Annotated in this window: 14 protein-coding genes; 10 read left to right on the top strand and 4 right to left on the bottom strand. The window is 66.1% G+C overall.

Translation table 11 applies throughout. The features are described 5' to 3' along the window. Positions 1-8: 8 nt before the first annotated feature. A complete protein-coding gene (locus RTN46_RS06815; RefSeq protein WP_312180060.1) occupies positions 9-608 on the bottom strand; it encodes an FABP family protein in 600 nt (199 codons plus the stop codon). A gap of 234 nt (positions 609-842) precedes the next feature. Continuing rightward, positions 843-1595: a hypothetical protein gene (locus RTN46_RS06810; RefSeq protein WP_312180059.1), complete on the bottom strand. Its 753-nt coding sequence runs from the start codon at positions 1593-1595 to the stop codon at positions 843-845. Between the two features lie 136 nt (positions 1596-1731). Here RTN46_RS06810 and RTN46_RS06805 point away from each other — a divergent pair, with 136 nt between their 5' ends. The 10 genes from RTN46_RS06805 to asd all read left to right on the top strand — a co-directional run bounded on the left by RTN46_RS06805 (position 1732) and on the right by asd (position 12341). Beyond that, positions 1732-2442, top strand: coding sequence for a response regulator transcription factor (locus RTN46_RS06805; protein WP_312180058.1), 711 nt, complete (start codon positions 1732-1734; stop codon positions 2440-2442). 42 nt (positions 2443-2484) lie between these two features. After that, on the top strand, positions 2485-3459 hold the full coding sequence (gene mshD / locus RTN46_RS06800; RefSeq protein ID WP_312180057.1) for a mycothiol synthase: 975 nt from the start codon (positions 2485-2487) through the stop codon (positions 3457-3459). Positions 3460-3555: 96 nt separating this feature from the next. Continuing rightward, positions 3556-5781: an RNA degradosome polyphosphate kinase gene (locus tag RTN46_RS06795; protein ID WP_312180056.1), complete on the top strand. Its 2226-nt coding sequence runs from the start codon at positions 3556-3558 to the stop codon at positions 5779-5781. Beyond that, positions 5781-6830: an NUDIX hydrolase gene (locus RTN46_RS06790; RefSeq protein WP_312180055.1), complete on the top strand. Its 1050-nt coding sequence runs from the start codon at positions 5781-5783 to the stop codon at positions 6828-6830. The genes RTN46_RS06795 and RTN46_RS06790 overlap by 1 nt, the downstream gene beginning before the upstream one ends. Positions 6831-6935: 105 nt before the next feature. Further along, the gene (locus RTN46_RS06785; protein WP_312180053.1) at positions 6936-7460 is read left to right on the top strand and encodes a ferritin; all 525 of its coding nucleotides are present in this window, start codon (positions 6936-6938) and stop codon (positions 7458-7460) included. Positions 7461-7572: 112 nt separating this feature from the next. Further along, the gene (locus RTN46_RS06780) at positions 7573-9273 is read left to right on the top strand and encodes a hypothetical protein (RefSeq protein ID WP_312180051.1); all 1701 of its coding nucleotides are present in this window, start codon (positions 7573-7575) and stop codon (positions 9271-9273) included. After that, entirely contained in the window at positions 9270-9692 is a 423-nt protein-coding gene (locus tag RTN46_RS06775) for a GntR family transcriptional regulator (protein WP_312180049.1), read from the top strand. The genes RTN46_RS06780 and RTN46_RS06775 overlap by 4 nt, the downstream gene beginning before the upstream one ends. Continuing rightward, positions 9689-10495: a thymidylate synthase gene (locus RTN46_RS06770; protein ID WP_312180047.1), complete on the top strand. Its 807-nt coding sequence runs from the start codon at positions 9689-9691 to the stop codon at positions 10493-10495. The genes RTN46_RS06775 and RTN46_RS06770 overlap by 4 nt, the downstream gene beginning before the upstream one ends. Before the next feature lie 13 nt (positions 10496-10508). Further along, positions 10509-11186 carry a dihydrofolate reductase gene (locus RTN46_RS06765; RefSeq protein WP_312180046.1) on the top strand — a complete coding sequence of 226 codons (678 nt, stop codon included), beginning with the start codon at positions 10509-10511 and terminating at the stop codon, positions 11184-11186. 9 nt (positions 11187-11195) lie between these two features. Continuing rightward, positions 11196-12341, top strand: a complete 1146-nt coding sequence (gene asd, locus RTN46_RS06760; protein WP_312180045.1) for an aspartate-semialdehyde dehydrogenase — start codon at positions 11196-11198, stop codon at positions 12339-12341. Between the two features lie 80 nt (positions 12342-12421). On the opposite strand, the gene RTN46_RS06755 is transcribed toward asd, so the two are convergent. After that, positions 12422-13663, bottom strand: a complete 1242-nt coding sequence (locus tag RTN46_RS06755) for an MFS transporter (RefSeq protein ID WP_312180044.1) — start codon at positions 13661-13663, stop codon at positions 12422-12424. 23 nt (positions 13664-13686) lie between these two features. Further along, positions 13687-14172, bottom strand: coding sequence for a MarR family transcriptional regulator (locus RTN46_RS06750; RefSeq protein ID WP_312180043.1), 486 nt, complete (start codon positions 14170-14172; stop codon positions 13687-13689). Between the last annotated feature and the right edge of the window lie 25 nt (positions 14173-14197).

The raw sequence follows: 14197 nt of genomic DNA, 5'->3' as shown, positions 1-14197 counted from the left end.
GTGGCTGGTTAGGACTGTTTTTTCAGGATGGCTGAAGCGTGGGCTTCAAGGGCTTTGCCTTCTGCGGCGACGTCCCAGCGCCAGTACAGGTCTCCGTTGACGAGTCCGTAGATCCGGGTCGCGGCGCTGAGTTCCTTGGAGTTGACTCCGCGCATCACCAGGTCGGTGGACAGCTGGATCTGCGGGCCCTTGATCTGCCCGTAGTAAAGTTCAGCGATTCCACCGGGGTGCACGATCGTGGCCGTGATGTCGAACCCGCCGGAGTCATTGCGCAGGGCTTCGACTTCGTCAGCGCTGCGCAGGGCGGGAACAATGTCCGCGGGGATCAGGCCGGGGCCGCCGTCGGCGTCGTTCAGCGGGCGGTCCAGGGCCCAGAACCCGGTTTCGACGGCCAGTGGCCGCAGGACGGTACCTTCCTCGTCCGTGAGCCAGCTTTCCGCACTGTACTGCAGGTACGGCAGGCCGTTCTGCGTGAAGGTGACCCGCTGGGAGAAGTGCTCGGATCCGGCTTCACCTTCGCCGAGGCGGCCGGAGCCTTCCCAGACTCCCAGGAGCCAGGACAGCGGAACCAACCCGGGCGTCAGGTCTGTGGGGATCTCCATTGGCATGGCTAGGTCCCTTCCCTTGGATGACGGGGTTTTGCGGGGGTAATGGCTACTTCTGGCCCTTGTACAGGCGCGCGACTACGAGGCCGGCAAAGCCTGCCATGGCCAGGCCGGTAACACCCAGCAGGACGATGAAGAAGATTTCAAGAGCTACAAGCGACATGCCTACATCCTAACCCGCCCGCCGGGCGCTTTGTCTCCTGCGACATCGCCGGGGGCCGGCCGGGTGCAGCGGGCCTAGGGGACGAGCAGGCGTCCGGCGAAGTAGACCGCCGTACCCAGCGCGAGGACCGGGGCGATTCCCGCGGACAGCATGCCCAGCAGACCGGGCGCGTCATCCCGGGTCAGCGCCAGCCGGCGGACCGCCAGAATTACCGCGGCGCAGAGAGCGCCGATGACCGCGCCGGCGACAACCGGCAGGCCTGGCACAAGTGCCGCGCTTGCGCCGGCAGCGACAGCCCCGGCGACGACGCCGAAGGGTGCGGTAATGCGGTCAGGGAGCGGAATCAGGGACACCAAGATGGCAGTGAGGATGGCTGCTCCGCTGGCGGTGATGAGCCCAGAGGAACCCTCCGGCCCGGGCAGGCGGTCAGCCGCTACCCAGCCCGAAGCCATGCCGGCGATCAAGACACCGCCAATGACGCCGATCGTCGATTCCAGGCGGTGCGCCTGGCCGGTGCCGCGCAGCAGCTGGATAAGGAAGACGGCTCCCACTCCAACAGCGACGACGGCCGGCATCCAGGTGAGCATGGAGGCGGCCGGTGCCAGGTAGGCGGCGGCAACACCACCGGCACCAACGAGCGCCAGCACACCGCCCTGGGTCTTGCGGGCCGGAACGCCCAGCAGGAAGGGCCAGCCGAATCCGGCCAGGGCCGCTGCCACACCGGTAAAGACCGCCAGGGCTCCGGTGGAGATGTAGGAGGCCGCCACGATGCCGATCAGGGTAGCTGCCGCCGGCACAGCGATGCTCCAAAGTTTCACCCTAGACATACTGCCTTATTACGCAGCACGTATAAAAGCTACGGCCCGCGAGCCCTCCGGTGGATATACTTTCACCACTCTTCGGCCGCTGGGGACCGGATGGGGTAACGTGCCCGACGATGTGCGCCCAACTTTCGGAGGACCTATGCCGCACATTCTGCTTCTGACCAACAGCTCCGGGGCTTCCGCACAGATTCTGCCTGCCTTGGAACTCCTAAACCACCAGGTCCACGTTGTCCCGGCGGAGCCGACTGCCCTGCTGGATATCGATCCCTGCGACGTTGTGCTCGTGGATGCGCGCAAGGACCTGATCGGCGCCCGCTCGCTCACCCAGCTGCTCAAGGCCACCGGTTTGGCCGCACCGCTGATCCTGGTGCTCACCGAGGGCGGCATGGCCGCGGTCGCAGCGAACTGGCTCGCTGACGACGTCGTACTGGACAGTGCCGGGCCCGCGGAACTCGAAGCCCGTCTCCGGCTCGCCGTCTCCCGCGCCCAGGCCTCGACCGGAGCGGCCAGCTCTGAAATCCATGCCTCGGGCGTGGTGATCGATGAGGCCAGCTACACGGCACGCGTCAGCGGCACAGCCCTCAATCTCACCTACAAGGAATTCGAACTCCTCAAATACCTGGCCCAGCATCCCGGACGCGTGTTCACCCGCGACCAGCTGCTGCACGAGGTCTGGGGATACGACTACTACGGCGGCACGCGCACCGTTGACGTGCATGTGCGGCGCCTGCGGGCAAAGCTGGGCCCGGACCACGAAAACCTGATCGGCACCGTGCGCAACGTCGGTTACCGCTTCACCCGGAGCCGTTCGCCGGAGGATCAGACGGCCGCCGCAGGCCACGACTCCTGAACCGGCTCCCCTCCGGCGCCCTCGGGCGGCTAGTCTTCTTCAATGAGCGAGAACCCCCTGACCAGATGGCCTATCCTCACCACCGGCGGTGCCCCGGAGGAATCGGATCTCCGCGGCATCCTTGAACTGGCCGCCGCAGCCGCCGAGTCTGACGGGAATCCTCCGCTCTCGGAGCAGACGCTCGTTGACCTGCGCTCGCCCGACGCCGACCCGGACCTCGTGCGGGTGTACTCAGCGCTTGCTCCCGAGGAGCACTCCGATCCGTCCACAGCCCGGGACCTGGTCGGAATCGCCGTCCTCAGCACCCCTCCCGGCGATCCGGGAGCCGGGGTGCTGGAGCTGGTGGTCCACCCGAGTTACCGGAACAAGGGCGTCGGCACGGCGCTGGCCCGGGCCGTGCGGGAGGATATCGGCCGGGACGTAAAAGCATGGTCGCACGGCAACCATGAAGCCGCCGTCGAGCTGGCCGCCCGCTTCGGCTACCGCCCGGTCCGTGAGCTGTGGCGGATGCGCCTCTCCCATGACGCCCTGGAAAAGGAGCTGCCCGAGCCGGTGCTCCCGGAGGGCGTGGTGCTGCGCGCGTTCGAGCCCGGCCGCGACGAAGCCGCCTGGCTGGCGGCCAACGCCGCAGCGTTCGCCCACCACCCCGAACAGGGGGCGATGACCCGCTCCGACCTTGAAGCGCGTATGGCGGAGGATTGGTTCGATCCGGTCGGGTTCCTGCTGGCCGTGCGGGAATCCGACGGCGCGCTGCTGGGATTCCACTGGACCAAAATCCACCCGCGCAGCGGCAGCCACCCTGCCATCGGCGAGGTGTACGTGGTGGGCGTGACCCCCGAGGCGCAGGGCAGCGGCCTGGGCAAGGCCCTGACCCTGGCGGGAATCGAGCACCTTCGGCAGGCCGGCCTGCGGGCCGTAATGCTCTATGTCGACGCAGACAATGTTCCCGCCGTCGCGCTGTACCGCAGGCTCGGTTTTGTCCGCTGGGACGTGGACGTGATGTACGCAGCCGAATAGGCGCCTGCGGCTTGTAATGTTGAGGATGATGGCCGCGCACGGCACACCGGTTCCGGGTGCCGGAGCGGCCTGCCAGAACTGCCAGGGAGAGACACTATGGATTCCGAGACCGTAGCCAGCCCGCGGACGTCCTTCGGTTCTGCCGAAGCGATGCCCGCACCGCGGGCCACGCAGGACCGCATCGACATTCCGGATTTCGGGCCGGCGCTGCTGCCGAGCGGGGACATCACGCCGGACCGTTTCCTGGACCGGGAGATCAGCTGGCTGCACTTCAACGCCCGGGTCCTGGAACTTGCCGAGGATCCGGACCTCTATCTGTTGGAGCGCGTCGGCTTCCTCTCGATCTTCGCCTCCAACCTCGATGAGTTCTTTATGGTCCGGGTGGCCGGCCTGAAGCGCCGGATCGCCACCGGACTGGCCGTGCCCTCGGCTGCCGGACTCAGCCCGATCGAGCAGTTGGAAGAGATCACCGAGGCCGGCTACCGGCTGCAGCAGCGGCACGCGGAAGTCTTCGCGCGGCAGATCCGTCCGGCGCTGGACGAGGAGAACATCCACCTGATCAGCTGGAAGGAACTCGACGACGCGTCCAAGGCACAGCTGCACCGCCAGTTCGCCGCGAAGGTCTTCCCGATCCTCACTCCCCTGGCCGTGGATCCGGCGCATCCCTTCCCCTATATTTCCGGCCTCTCGCTGAACCTGGCCGTGGTGGTCCGCAACCCCGTCAGCGGCAAGGAGTTTTTCGCCCGCGTCAAGGTGCCGGACCAGCTGCCCCGGCTGATTTCCGTTGACGGCCCCCGTGCCGGAACCGTGGCGGGACGGACGGCCCGGTTCATTCCCCTCGAAGAGGTTATTGCCGAGCACCTGGACCAGCTTTTCCCCGGCATGGATGTGGTGGAGCACTACACCTTCCGGGTTACCCGCAACGAGGACCTCGAGGTGGAAGAGGATGACGCCGAGAACCTGCTCCAGGCGCTGGAAAAGGAACTGCTGCGCCGCCGGTTCGGGCCGCCCGTCCGGCTGGAAATCACCCCGGACATCAACCCGAGCATCCGTGAACTGCTGGTCCGCGAACTCGGCGTTGAAGAGGATGAGGTCTATACCCTGCCTGCTCCGCTGGACCTGCGCGGCCTGAGCGGGATCAGCCGGATCGACCGGCCGGACCTGCACTATCCCAAGCAGGTCCCGCACACCTCGCTGCATCTGAAGGAGTCGGAAACCTCCAAGCCCGCAGACGTCTTCGCGGCCATGCGCCGCCGCGATATCCTGCTGCACCACCCCTACGATTCCTTCTCCACCTCGGTCCAGGCCTTCCTGGAACAGGCAGCCGCGGATCCCCGGGTGCAGGCCATCAAGCAGACCCTGTACCGCACGTCCGGCGACTCACCAATCGTCGATGCACTGATCGATGCCGCGGAATCCGGCAAGCAGGTCCTGGCGCTGGTGGAAATCAAGGCCCGCTTCGATGAACAGGCCAACATCTCCTGGGCCCGGAAACTGGAACAGGCCGGCGTGCACGTGGTGTACGGCATCGTGGGGCTGAAGACGCACTGCAAACTCTCACTCGTCGTCCGCCAGGAAGTGGACGGCCTGCGCCGCTACTGCCACATCGGCACCGGCAACTACCATCCGCGTACGGCCCGCTACTACGAGGACCTGGGCCTGCTCACGTCCAACGAAAAGGTCGGCGAGGACCTGACCAAGCTGTTCAACCAGCTCTCCGGCTACGCGCCCAAGTCCACGTTCAAGCGCCTGCTGGTGGCTCCGCGCTCGGTGCGCTCTGGCCTGATCGACCGGATTGAGCGGGAGATCGCCAACAAAAAGGCCGGCCTCGAGGGCCGGGTCATCATCAAGGTCAACTCCATGGTCGATGAGGCCATCATCGATTCGCTCTACCGCGCCTCGCAGGCGGGGGTGCGGGTCGACGTCGTCGTCCGCGGCATCTGTTCGGTCCGTCCGGGTGTTCCGGGGCTGAGCGAGAACATCACCGTCCGCTCGATCCTGGGCCGCTTCCTCGAACACTCACGGGTCTTCGCCTTCGCCAACGGCGGGGATCCGGTGGTCTTCATCGGCTCCGCTGACATGATGCACCGCAACCTCGACCGCCGCGTTGAGGCCCTGGTACAGCTGGGCTCCCCCGACGACATCGCCGACCTGATCAGTCTTATGGACCGTTACCTCGACCCGGCAACGGCCAGCTGGCACCTGGATGCCGACGGCATCTGGACGCGGCACCACAAGGACGGAGACGGCACGCCCCTCGAGGATGTGCAGTCCTGGCTCCTTGCCTCCCGCTCCCGCCAGCGTGCGCTGGTCCGCCGCTGATGCAGGATTCCCAGGACTCCGCGCCGGCACCCGGCGGCCCGGAGCTGCCGCCGGAGGGCCGGGACTCTCCGGAGGAGACGGCCGCGCTGCTGCTTGGAGATGCCGCCAACACGTTAGATCTCTCCGGCGAGCCGAAGGTTGTGGCCGCGGGAGCGATCTGCTGGCGGCTGCAGGCCGAGCAGTTGGAGGTCCTGCTGATCCACCGCCCGCGCTACGACGACTGGTCCTTCCCCAAGGGCAAGCTGGACGCCGGAGAAACCGTGCCGGAGTGCGCTGTTCGGGAAGTACAGGAAGAGATCGGGCTGGAGATCAGGCTGGGCATTCCTCTGCCCGAGACCCGCTACCCTGTCGCCTCCGGTCTTAAGGCTGTCCATTACTGGGCCGCGCACGTCGAGTCGGCCAAGCCGCGCCCTGACGGCAAGGAGGTAGACGGGACACGCTGGTGCTCTCCCGAGGAAGCCTCCGGCCTGCTGACCAATCCAACCGACCGGCTTCCGCTGGAAGCCCTGGTTGCCGCGTACGAGGCAGGCGACCTCGCGACGTGGCCGCTGATCATCGTCCGCCATGCGAAGGCGAAGCCGCGTTCCTCTTGGGCCCGCGCTGAAGGCGACCGTCCGCTGGCGGCCACGGGACAGCGCCAGGCCAAGGCCGTATCCCGCCTGCTGGTGGCCTGGAACCCGGACCGGGTTGTCTCGAGTCCCTGGCTGCGCTGCGTCCAAACGATGGGTCCCTACGTGAATGCGCGCAAACCGAAGTTCAAGACGGTGGATGCCTTGACGGAACACAATGCCAAACGCAAGCCCGGCAAGGCCCGCACCGCCGTCGACAACCTCTTCGAAAAGGCGAAACCGGTGGTCCTCTGTACCCACCGCCCGGTGCTCCCCCTTGTCTTCGAGGTCCTGTCAGCGCATATGGCAGACGGAATGGCCGCGCAGCTTCCGGGCAAGGATCCGTACCTGGTTCCCGGCGAGGCTGTTATCTGCCAGGTCAGCAAGCGGAACCCGCGGCGGATCGTCTCCCTGGAGCGGTACCGCCCGTTCGACGACTAACGGGGCGCTGACCAGGCAAAACCCGCCGGATTGCTTAGCCTAGCCTTGGCGAGCTAAGCCTATCCGTCCTTTTTTCGGCCGGTCAGCGAGCATATTGTTGGCCTCATGAGCAAATTCACTGAACTCCTCGAAGCCCAGATCGGTAACGAATTCAATGCTTCGCAGCAGTATGTGGCCATGGCCGTGTACTTCGACGGCGAGGATCTTCCGCAGCTGGCCCGCCACTTCTACGCGCAGTCGGTGGAAGAGCGGAACCACGCGATGATGCTGGTCCAGTACATGCTGGACCGGGACCTGCCGGTTCAGATTCCCGGAATCGAGCCGGTCAAGAACGACTTCGCTGACGTCGTGGAGCCGATTGCCCTGGCCCTGGCCCAGGAAAAGCAGGTGACCTCCCAGATCGAAGCACTGTTTGCGCAGGCCCGTGCCGAAGGTGACGCTCTCGGCGAGCAGTTCATGCTCTGGTTCCTGAAGGAGCAGGTGGAGGAAGTCGCCTCGATGAGTACGCTGCTCGCCGTGGCCCGCCGGGCAGAGAACCTGTTCGATCTGGAGAACTTCATGGCCCGCGAGCGCGTGGGCGACGGCGGCGGCGACGCTGGTGCCCCAAACGCCGCCGGTGGTGCCCTCTAAAGGGGTTTCCCGCTAAAGGGGTTTCCCGCTAAACCCTTGACCCCCGGAGTTATGTATCAAATACTCGGTACATTCGATCGATAATTCCGGGGGGATCCTGATGGCAGCCGTTGTGTTTTCAACGCTTAGCACCCTGCTTTTTTGGGCGGTTGTCCTGACCCTGATGGTCCTCTCCGTCCGGCCAAAACAGGGTACGGATGCCCGGACCGTCACTGAGGCCGCACAAAAGTACGCCCGCCGGATCGGGATGGTTGCCTTGGCCACTGCCCTCTGGCTCCCCGCCCTCCTGCAGCCCGCGCTCGCGGAAGCGGGCGGGGAGCTCTGGTGGAACGGCAGCTTCAGCATTCCGGCCGCGCTCCTGCAGCTGGGAGCCCCCACCGTCTTCGCACTCGCGGTGCTTACCCTTGGCGAACTGACCTGGCCCCGGCCGCGCGACTCGGTCCGCACCGCTGTCCTGCAGCACCGCAGCCTGCGCACCCTCATCCCCCGGTATATGACCTGCATTGCCATGGTCTTCCTGGTCTTTGACCTGCTGCTGCTGGGCAAGGTGGCTTCCCTGCCGCCTGCCGGCACGCGGGTCCAGGACTTCATGACCGGCTGGCTGCCCTGGCTCCTGCTGACCGCCGGCACCACCGCGGGTATCCTCAAGCTCGTCTCTGTCCGTCCCATGGTTCCCGGCACTACCCCGGAAGCAGACACGGCCCTGCGCCGCGCTTCCGCCCACCGTGTCATGCGGGTGGCCGCTTCCCTCCTCATCGCACTGTCAGTGTCTGCAGGCATTTTCCTCTCCGCCTACCCCAGCGATGCCAACACGCCTGGAGGCATACTGGCGACCATCACCGTGCCTGCCTACTTTGTTGGCATATTGGCCCTGCTCAAACGGGCTCCCCGGGTGCCGCTGCCCGAGATCCCGGAGAATCAGCTTCCGGAACAAAGTGCAGCCCCCGATTCTCCGCTGGCGGTCAAGTCCCTGGCGACGAGCCTGCGGCTCACCCTCGCCGGCCCCATCGCGGCCGCCGCGGCGGGCGCCGCCGTCTTCGCCCTGACCTGGCAGGACCGGACCGGCGCCGTTCTGGCAGTCGCGGGTGCAGCGCTGGTGTTCCTCTTTCTGTGTTTTCTAACTGAGGGTTCGATTTCCCGGCGCACGGAACGCATCTCCTCCGGCGCAGCCGGGACAGCCGGTGCACTCGACCCTGATGACCTGGCATTTATCCGTCCGCCGCGCTGGCTGGCGTGGACCAGCACGGGCGCAGCCGCCCTGGTCCTGCTGATCCAGCTGGGCTCCTTGGTACTGGGTCCTTCAGTCGATAACGCTGCCCGGGCGTTCAACAGCGCCATGCCACCCTATCCCCCAGCAGATGCACCTGTCCCGGACCCGTTTTTCGACTGGCGCTTCGCGCTCGCTGCAGCCGTCCTTGTCCTGATGCTGCCAGTGCTCTCCGATTTCCTCTCCCGCCGCGTCACAGAGCGTCCCGCATTCCCCGCACACGATCATGCCGTGGACCTTCGGCTGCGCCGGGTGGCGCTCTTCCGCCTGGCCCGGACCAGCGCGGCAGTCAACTTGGCGGCGGTCGGCATTGCACTGGGCAATCTCTGGCTGCATAGCCCCTGGGCCGGCACTTTCGGGACCGGCATCGAACTCGAACCACCGCTGACCTGGCTGGGGCCGCTGCTGCAACAGTTCGGTTCCAGCGCGTCGCTTTGGCTGCTGGCTGCCCTGGTCGTTGCCTTGCGACAGTTCGGGCCATCGCATTTTCCGGACACACCGGGGTACGCCGAGCGGGCGGACCTGCCACCAGCGCAGCGGCTATGAGTGCACGCATCACCGTCGACCTGAAGTCACCGGTGCCGCCCTACGAGCAGATCCGCGGCCAGGTCAGCGCCCTGGCTGCTTCCGGCATCCTCGTCCCCGGTGACCGGCTGCCCACCATCCGGATGCTGGCAGCGGACCTCGGCGTCGCGCCGGGCACGGTAGCGCGGGCCTACAAGGAACTTGAAGCCGAGGGCACAGTCACCGCCATGCGGCGCCGCGGAACAGTGATCGCAGCGCCGCGCGCCGGTGCACAGCCGGCGGGGAACACACAATCTGAGCTGGCAGCCGCCGTCGAGAACCTGGTCACACTGGCCCGCCGGCACGGCGTCAGCGACCCTGCCCTGCTGCGGCTGCTGGGCCAGGCCCTGGACTCGGCCCCCAGGAAGAGCGCAGCAGCGCCCACTACACTGGAGCGGTGACCATCATTCCCACGCCGTACGAAGACCTGCTCCGCGACATCCTGGCCAACGGAACGCAAAAGTCCGACCGCACAGGTACCGGCACCCGCAGCGTCTTCGGCCGCCAGCTGCGCTTTGACCTCAGCGAATCCTTTCCCCTGATCACCACAAAGCGCGTGCACTTCAAATCCGTGGCACTGGAGCTGCTCTGGTTCCTGCGCGGAGACTCGAACGTGCGCTGGCTGCAGGAACGCGGCGTTACCATCTGGAATGAATGGGCGGACGACGACGGCGAGCTGGGTCCGGTCTACGGCGTGCAGTGGCGCTCCTGGCCCACTCCGGACGGCGGGCAGATTGACCAGATCGCGAAGCTGATCGACGGGCTGAAAAACAACCCCGATTCGCGCCGGCACATCGTCACAGCTTGGAACCCGGCGGAGGTGGAGAACATGGCGCTGCCACCGTGCCACGCCATGTTCCAGTTCTATGTTGCGGATGGAAAGCTCTCCTGCCAGCTTTATCAGCGCTCCGCCGACACCTTCCTGGGCGTCCCCTTCAACATCGCCTCGTATGCCCTGCTCACCCTGATGGTCGCGCAGCAGGTCGGGCTGGAGCCCGGAGAGTTTGTCTGGACCGGCGGCGACGTCCACATTTATGACAATCATCTGGAGCAGGTCACGGAACAGCTGTCCCGGGCACCGTTCCCGTATCCTAAACTCCGGCTCAGGAGGACACCCGCCAGCATCTTCGACTACGAACTTGATGACTTCGAGGTCCTGGATTACCAGCACCACCCGGGCATCAAAGCACCTATCGCCGTGTGAAAGGGCATTCGCCTTGAATGACTTGAACAAGTCCGCTGATTCCACCCGCTACTACCCCGTCGGCACCGCAGGCGAGGCCGGACTGGACCTCAATGAGGCGCTGGCCGCCCGCGGCGTCGGAACCCCCGGGGTTCCGCTGGTCGGCATGATCTGGGCACAGACTGCCGACGGCGTGATCGGCAAGGATGGCGGCATGCCCTGGCGGCTGCCGGAGGATCTGGCGCATTTCAAGGCCAGCACACTGGGCCACCCCGTCATCATGGGCCGGCGCACCTGGGAGTCCTTCCCGGAAGCCTTCCGGCCGTTGCCGGACCGGACCAACATCGTCATCTCTTCGCGCAAGGGCCTTGCCGAGGAACTCGAGCCGACCGGCGCCGTCGTTGTTCCGTCCCTCGAAACCGCCCTCGAAACGGCGGAGGGCAGCGAGGGCAGCGACCGGATCTGGATTGTGGGCGGTTCGCAGGTCTACACCGCCGCGGAACCCCTGGCCGATGTCGCAATCGTCACGGTGATCAACACCGAAGCGGAGGGCGACAGCTACGCTCCCCGGCTCGGCCCGGACTGGACCTTTTCCGGTGTGAGCCCAGCCCAGGACTGGTACACCTCCACCAACGGACTGCAGTACCGGATCGCCTTGTGGACCCGGAACCGCGGCGTAACCGATCAGGACGCCGGCCAGCAGCTGGCCTAGACTAATTCCATGACATCAGCAGCTACCTCAGTTCCCACCGCGGGCTTCGTCGGCTGGCGGGGCATGGTCGGTTCCGTCCTTATGCAGCGCATGCAGGATGAGGGCGATTTCGACCTGATCAATCCCGTCTTCTTCTCGACGTCCAACGCAGGCGGAGCAGCTCCGGCTTTCGCCGCCGGCGCCGGCCCTCTGGAAGACGCCTACGACGTCGAAACGCTGGCGAAGCTGCCGATTATTGTGACCACCCAGGGCGGCGACTACACCGCCGAGGTCTACCCCAAGCTGCGCGACGCTGGCTGGGACGGCCTCTGGATCGATGCCGCCTCGACGCTGCGCATGGATGACAGCGCGATCATCGTGCTGGATCCGGTTAACCGCGACGTCATCGATGCCGGCCTGGCCCGCGGTGTGAAGAACTTTGTGGGCGGCAACTGCACCGTGTCCTGCATGCTGATGGGCCTGGGCGGGCTGTTCCGCAACGGCCTCGTCGAGTGGGGCACGTCCATGACCTATCAGGCTGCCTCCGGCGGCGGTGCCCGCCACATGCGCGAGCTGCTGAACCAGTTCGGCTCCCTGAACTCCGCCGTCGCCGCCAACCTGGCCGATCCGGCGTCGGCCATCCTGGAAATCGACCGCGCGGTCCTGGCCCAGCAGAAGGATCCGTCCATGGATTCCTCGCAGTTTGGCGTTCCCCTGGCCGGCTCGGTGATCCCTTGGATCGATGCGGACCTGGGCAACGGCCAGTCCAAGGAAGAGTGGAAGGGCGGAGCGGAGACCAACAAGATCCTCGGCCGCAACACCGCCGACGCGGCCCGCATTCCGTTCGACGGGCTGTGTGTGCGGATCGGAGCCATGCGCTCGCACTCCCAGGCCCTCACGCTGAAGCTCACCGAGGATCTTTCGGTCAGCGAGATCGAGCGGATTATCGATGCAGACAACGAGTGGGCGAAGGTGGTTCCGAACACGAAGGAAGCCACCATGGCCCAGCTGACCCCTGTGGCAGTGACCGGCACCCTGGACATCCCTGTCGGCCGGATCCGCAAGATGGAAATGGGCCCGCAGTACATCAGCGCGTTCACCATCGGCGATCAGCTTCTGTGGGGCGCCGCCGAGCCGCTGCGCCGGATGCTGCGGATCGCCACCGGCAACCTGTAGCTTCTCCCTTTATCGAGATAGTAAAACTGCCCGTTTGGAGTTCCAAACGGGCAGTTTGCTGTCTCGGTGAGGTTTTGGGGTTAGTCGGCGCCGATCGCGGCAGCTTCCTCCGGCACGGTGTGCGGGTCCGGATCTCCGGCTTCCTGGCGCAGGAGCAGCAGCCCGGCGGCCACCGCACAGCAGATGGCGCCCACCCAGAACGGTGACCGCATGCCGAGCCACCCGGCGATGTGCCCAACGAGGACAGCCGAGACGGCGCCGCCGAACCAGCGCAGGAAGTTGTAGCCGGCACTGTTGACCGCGCGCGGCCCGGTTCCCGAGCTCATGGCGGTACCGGTGAAGAGGGTGTTCAGGATGCCGGAGAAGACACCGGAAACGATGATCCCGATGACGACGACGGTCTTGTTGCCCATGGCCATGGCCAGCAGCACCACGGCGTAGAGCAGCACGGCGATCACGGCTCCCCCGCGTTCCCCGAACCAGTGGGCCACCTTGGGTGCCAGCACGACGCCGGACACCGCCACGCACAGTCCCCAGCCGAAGAACACGAATCCGACGAAGAAGGCGCCTTCCTCGAGGACGAACGGTGACCAGGCGATGATGGCGAAGAACGCCGCCGTGTAGAAGCCCGAGCCGAGGGACGTCAGGAACAGGTTGCGGTTGCGCAGGGCAAGGAGCGGGTCGATGAGCCGGATCCGCTGGCGTTCGTCCTTGCTTTTGTCCTTCGCCAGCAGAGTGGCGCAGAGAATCACGCCGATGGCCATCAGGACGGCGGTGCCGGCGAACGGCCCGCGCCAGGAGATGGTGCCCAGTGCGGCGCCCAGGAGCGGGCCAACGGCCAGCCCGACGCCGAGCGCTGCCTCGTACAGCAGGATTGCTCCGGCCTGGCCGCCTGCAGCGGCTCCCACGATGACGGACAGGGCGGTGGCGATGAAGAAGGCGTTGCCCAGTCCCCAGAGCGCGCGCAGCCAAACCAAGGCTTCGATGCTGTTTACCAGTGCGCAGGCTCCGGCGGCCAGCACGATCAGCACCAGCCCGGTGGTCAGCGTGCGCTTGGGTCCGAACCGGTAGGACATAACACCGGTCAGCAGCATCGCAACCACCTGGACACCCAGGTAGGAGCCGAAGAGCAGCGTGGTCTGGGTTGGCGTAGCGCCCAGCTCTTCGGTGATGGTGTTCAGGATGGGATCCACCAGTCCGATGCCCATAAACGCGATGACGGCGGCGAACGCCGTCACCCAGACCGTCTTCGGCTGCCCCCTGAGGGCCTCCGTGAGCCGGGGGTGGGCGGGTTTCGCCTGCACGGCTGCGGCTTTACTCATATGTCTGTGCCTTTCCTTGCCTGTTAGTTCGTTTCGCCATCAGCACGCTGGGCTCCAGTCCGCCCCTCGGCTGTGCCCGGGCCCAGTGCCAGCAGCCTGTCAATGGCAGGGATGGCAGCTTCAAGCAGCCAGCGGTCCTCGGCCGGCAGCTGTTCCAGCAGCAGCGCGAAGGAGTGGTTCCGTTTGGTGACGAGTTCGCCCACCTGGGTCCGGCCCTTGTCCGTCAGATCGATCATCACGGCCCGCCGGTCCTCCGGGTCGGCGCGCCGCTCGACCAGGTCCAGCTTGACCAGGCCGTTGATCACGGAGGTGGCAGACGGGAGCTGCACGCCCTCCAAAGATGCGAGTTCACCCATCCGCAGGGGTCCGTGGTCAATCAGGGTGGCCATCGCGGAGGCCTGCGACGCCGTCAGGTCCCATCCCGGGATCCGCTGCCGGCTCAGATGGTAGAGCCGGGGCAGCATCGGACGCAGCTGCCGGGACAGGTTGAGGGACTCTTCGAAACTCATAGTTAGAAATTCTAACTATTCATAG

Source organism: Arthrobacter sp., from assembly GCF_031988865.1.
Classification (GTDB): Bacteria; Actinomycetota; Actinomycetes; order Actinomycetales; family Micrococcaceae; genus Arthrobacter_B.
Note: the sequence above shows the minus strand (reverse complement) of the source record. Positions and strands in the feature narration are given on the sequence as shown.